The sequence below is a fragment of the Lentzea sp. NBRC 102530 genome (assembly GCF_030269365.1).
Taxonomy (GTDB): Bacteria; Actinomycetota; Actinomycetes; order Mycobacteriales; family Pseudonocardiaceae; genus Lentzea.
In genome coordinates, this window is record NZ_BSTF01000009.1 from 376,098 (window position 1) to 380,661 (window position 4,564).

The following is a 4,564-nucleotide window of genomic DNA, read 5'->3' on the forward strand; positions in this document are numbered from 1 at the left end:
GGGTCTCGCGCAGGGTGGTGCCCTCCCCGAGGCCCGGCCAGGGCGGCGGCACGTAGCGAGATCACCAACTGCTCAGAGGGAACGCCGCCGCCACTGGCCTCCGACCGCGTGCCCGTACAACGGGCTTCCTCGGAGCCAGTGTCCGCTCCACCATCGGACTCGGCGAGGTCGCAGGGCTCTTGGCTGGTGCCGAGGGCACGGTGACGGTCCACTCGGCGGCGACGTTGTCCGCAGCCGGCCTTGTCACCGTCCTGGTCGACGATATTGCCGCTCTCGGCGGCAGGCAGCCGGTGCAACCCTGAACAGCCGTTCACGTCAGCCTGGGCCTGATGAGCAGCTGCCACGGGATTTTCCGTTGCTGACGCCCGTCATGCTGATCCTCGGAGCGGGGCGCTGCGGCTGATGCGGGCTGGTTGAAGCGTCGCCGCTATGCCGATTCCGGAGGTGGCCACCGCGAGTTCGCCGCGCCAGGTAACGCTCTCAAATTCCACACCGAAGCCTGCAGTAGTACATGTGACATCTGGAGGCGAGAGTTTGCGAAGGCATGTTGGCAGGCTCAGCTGCTTGATCCTGGCGGTGCTGGTCACTGCGGGGTGCGCCGGTGCTCCTGCGAACAGACCCGAAGGTGACCGTGTCGACGTGGGAGTGCCCGAGGACGGATGGGGACCACCGCGCCAGTTGTTCAGCGGAAAAACCCGTCCGACAGCAGCAGTGTTGAACTCGGTCACCGATGACACGGTTGCGGGCGACGAACGGTTCTTCCTCCATTTGCGCGAGGTCGACACAGAGGAGTGGGTGTCCGCAGGCTCTCTACCGGTCAAGGTAGGCAGCCGGTATGAAGGGATGATCCGATTCCGCAATGACAACGCGGACAGCGCGGCTGCACCAAGCCGGCAGACACGAGTGTCAATGATGCTGCCCGCGGTTGGCGATGGACGGGCACACGCCACGGCTACCGTGAGCTCGGGCTCCGCCGATCCACCTCAGGTATGGAGGTGGCTGGTACTCGCCTCGTCTGGCCCAGCCGTGCTGATCCGTATCGTCCCGAACTCGGCGAGTTTGCATACCACCCGGCTTCCGACAAGTGTGTCGCTGCCTGTTGAGGAGCTGTTCTCCGAGCCAGACGCGCTTGTTGGATGTGACGGTCCAACCGGTGATGTCACCGGCGAAGACAACTGCAGGGGCGAGGTGCGTTTCCAGTTCGCTGTTGACCAACCCGACTTCACAGTCACCCAGCTCGCCGCCACCCGCGGTACCACCGAATACACCAGCGTGCGTCGCATGAGGACGGACAATGAACTCGACATCAAGGTGAAGTACACGAACACCGGCACGATCCAACAGGACGATGTCGTGATCAAGTATGAACTACCAGCCGAGCTGACATACATCCCTGGCACGACGTCGGTGGCGAACTCTGCCACGGACGGCAAGTGGCAGAAGATCGATAGCAACGCAGTGGTGAAACGCGGCATCAACCTCGGCAGCTACGCGCCTGACGGCGCTTCCTACGTGCGGGTCTGCTGCACGAGTAGGTGACAGTGTCACCAATCCGTGCAGCAGACCCCAATTCAAACTCACCCCGGTGATGCCGTGGGTCGGGTACGTCGGATCCGACCCAGTGAACACTTTGATCGCCTGACAGCGAGAGACGACGCAAGTTCACAGCCCCTTCAGCGGTCGACGGACACGTTCATCGCTGGCCTGATGCCTTCAGTGCACTCTTGGGCCGTTCACCGATTGCGGCGGAACGCCGAAGATCAAAGCTGGGCGGCGGCCTCGGCGATGAATTCCAGGGACTCCCCCTCCCCCAGCGCCACCTCCCGCAACCGCGCGAACCGCGCCCCGCACTCCGCCGTCAGCCCCGGCTCCTCGACGTACTCGCCCTTCAGGAACGTCTCCAGGTACACCACGTCGTCGTGCTGCCGGTGCGGAAACCCCAGCAACGTGAACGGCGACCCCATCGCCGGATACGCACCCGCCCCGCGCGGCACCACCCGCACGCTCACCGTCTCCTGCTCGCTGACCTCCATCAGGTGCAACAGCTGCGCCTTCATCACCCGCGGCCCGCCGACCACCTGCCGCAGCACCGCCTCCGCGAACACCACCCGCACCACCAACGGATCCCGATCGCCCTGCCGCGTCGCCCACGCCTCCCGCACCATCGCCAACCGCGCCGTGCGCACCGGATCGTCGTCCTGCAACACCGCGTTCGTGTAACCGGGAAGCTGGAACACCGCCGGAACCAGGTCCACCGTGAACACGCTCAACGACGTCGCCTCGAACACCAGGTTCGCGAAGTCCGCCGCCGGATCGAACCGCACACCACCACCGGAACGCACCCGCGCCCGTTCCGCGTGCTGCGCGCGCAACACCACCGATTGCCATTCCGGGGTCGGCACCTTGTACACGTAACCGAGCGCCATGATGTCCACCGGAGCCGACGGCTGCACCGCGTTCTCCATCATCGACAGCTTCGCGCTGCTGAAGCCCACCCGCTGGCCCGCCTCGGCGAGGCTCAGCTCGCGCTCCGCGCGCCACCCGGCCAGCTGCCGCCCGATGGCGCGTTCGAGCGTCGTGGCCCGGAAATCCTTCGGCACTGGGAGATCATCCGGTGTGCAGCGATTTGATGAGTTCCAGTGACTTTTCTGGGCTCAGGCTCACCTCGTTGAGCTTGCGGACAACTGCCGCGTAGCCGTCGACCGCGTCCTGCTTCTCGACGAACGTGCTCGAGTTCAGTGCCTCCAGCCACACGACCGGCTCGTACTTCTCGAACTTCAGCTGGGTGAACGGACCGGACAGACCCGCGTGCGCGCCGATCGCAGCGGGCACAATGCGGATCGTCACGTAGTCCCAGGTAGCCGCGATCAAGAGCAGCAGCATCTGCTCGGCCCGCACGCCGGCGTCACCTACCTCAAGCCGCAACGCGAACTCGTGGATGTAGAAGGTGCTGGCCAAGCCGTTGCGGAGCAACTTCCGCAACTGGATCTGAACGCACAACCGCGCGGCCATCTCCTTCTCTTCCGGTACCTGCGCCGAAGCCATCAACAGCTCACGCGTGTACTCATCAGTCCGCAAGAAGGCCGGCAACACGAGCGGTTGCCAGTCGACCAGCTCTGTCGCGGTGGCAACCTGGGCCATGGCAGTGGAAGGGCAGACCGGCGCAGCCTTTCCGTGCTGTTGCCACCAACCCCGCACATCCCTGGACGGATAGAGGGCGAGCAAACGCTCTCGTTCCTCAGCCTTCGGGCGGCAGACGCTCAACAGAACTATGAGTTCGAACTCGCTGAGGTGCGCTTTGCCGTTGAGCACCTCAGAGATCTTGGCTTCGTCACAACCGACCAGCTCGGCGACGTGACGCGAGTTCAGGCCCGCGCGCTCAACCACCGCGCGTACGCCTTGAGCCAACTCGCGCAGGCGTACGGTGGAAATCCTTCGTGGCATGCTTGTTCCTTGTGCTAGTGCGATTCTAGGTCCGAAGAGGACGGTCGTAGACGGTGGCTTTGCGAACCGGCGCTCGTACGGGCCGTCATCGCCACCGTGACGGCGAGATGAACGTCGAGGAGCACTCGGCACGGTCCCGCCACTCGGCGCCAGAACGGCCCGCTCCGGCAGGCCCGGCAACACCCGTTCTCGTCCGCTCGGTGTCGGTCCGCGAGCACCTGCAACGCCGCCACGATGCCCGGAACGTCATGGCGCATCGCGGCGAGCGCCGCACCCGCGTCACCGTCCACGGCCACTCGGAACACCCGCTCCAGGTGCTCGTCGAGGTTCCGGCGAAGTCCGGCGAACAAGACCTGGTTGCTCATCCGAAGCTCCTTCCACGCCTAACTGGCTCGAAGTTCCGGCACGCTCGGCGCTGCGGCAGGACCGCCTGATTTCCGGGCGATGTCTTGCGACAGAGCCAACGCGACCGCTCGACGAATCGTCAGAAGCCCTTGGTCAGCAGCGTTGACCTCCTTGCACTCCAGCGCCGACGTGACGACGACTGCCGCCCGCGCCAGCACCGAGGCCTGCGCGAAGCTCAGCTCCACGACCACGCGCACCGTTCCCGTTCGTCCTGTCACGCGCCCACCTCCCATCCATTGATGAGGCAGCGCCACGGCCGGCGGGGGAAGACCGAGCCGTGACGCGCCCCGCTCGCCGGGATCGGATAGCGGCAGAGCCGTACGGGGAGGAACACGGGGCGGCAACAAGGCCCCGGTTCCCGGCCCGCCACTCAGCCGACGAGCGCTCTCGGAGGATCCAGTAGGTCCGCAGTGGTCAAACCGCCACTTGTCATATCGATATTGGAGATCATCCCGCAGCCTTGCCTGCATAACTCCAGCTGGATCCCTCACATCTGCAGCCTATAGCCCGATATCGGACTCCGATAATGCCCCGATCCGGTGATGCTGGTGCTGCTACTGTCCGTAGTGCCCGTCTAGGGCCCGATGCTCTGCTCAGGAGGTACACGCATGGCGTCCGTGGAGATGCCGGCCTTCATCCACAACATCCAGTGCGGTCGACTGCTGGAAGCGCTGCGCGGCGAACGCACTCAACGCGAAGTGGCAGCGGCATGCGG

Annotated in this window: 5 protein-coding genes; 1 reads left to right on the forward strand and 4 read right to left on the reverse strand. The window is 65.1% G+C overall.

The annotated features are described in order from the left end of the window. The first annotated feature begins 564 nt into the window (after positions 1-564). The gene (locus QSK25_RS25520; protein WP_285641869.1) at positions 565-1,539 is read left to right on the forward strand and encodes a hypothetical protein; all 975 of its coding nucleotides are present in this window, start codon (positions 565-567) and stop codon (positions 1,537-1,539) included. Positions 1,540-1,760: 221 nt separating this feature from the next. On the opposite strand, the gene QSK25_RS25525 is transcribed toward QSK25_RS25520, so the two are convergent. From QSK25_RS25525 to QSK25_RS25540, 4 genes are read right to left on the reverse strand one after another with little or no spacing between them, the layout of a single operon-like run. Then, positions 1,761-2,600 (reverse strand): helix-turn-helix domain-containing protein, encoded by an 840-nt coding sequence (locus QSK25_RS25525; protein WP_285641870.1) that lies wholly within the window; start codon positions 2,598-2,600, stop codon positions 1,761-1,763. A gap of 7 nt (positions 2,601-2,607) precedes the next feature. Beyond that, positions 2,608-3,444 (reverse strand): helix-turn-helix domain-containing protein, encoded by an 837-nt coding sequence (locus QSK25_RS25530; RefSeq protein WP_285641871.1) that lies wholly within the window; start codon positions 3,442-3,444, stop codon positions 2,608-2,610. 14 nt (positions 3,445-3,458) lie between these two features. Then, on the reverse strand, positions 3,459-3,809 hold the full coding sequence (locus QSK25_RS25535; RefSeq protein ID WP_285641873.1) for a hypothetical protein: 351 nt from the start codon (positions 3,807-3,809) through the stop codon (positions 3,459-3,461). An 18-nt stretch (positions 3,810-3,827) separates the two neighbouring features. Next, a complete protein-coding gene (locus QSK25_RS25540; protein ID WP_285641875.1) occupies positions 3,828-4,046 on the reverse strand; it encodes a hypothetical protein in 219 nt (72 codons plus the stop codon). Positions 4,047-4,564 lie beyond the last annotated feature (518 nt).

Excerpts from the sequence above, each read along its gene's own strand:
- QSK25_RS25535 (WP_285641873.1), bottom strand. The coding sequence starts at position 3,809 with ATGAGCAACCAGGTCTTGTTCGCCGGACTTCGCCGGAACCTCGACGAG.
- QSK25_RS25530 (WP_285641871.1), bottom strand. The coding sequence starts at position 3,444 with ATGCCACGAAGGATTTCCACCGTACGCCTGCGCGAGTTGGCTCAAGGC.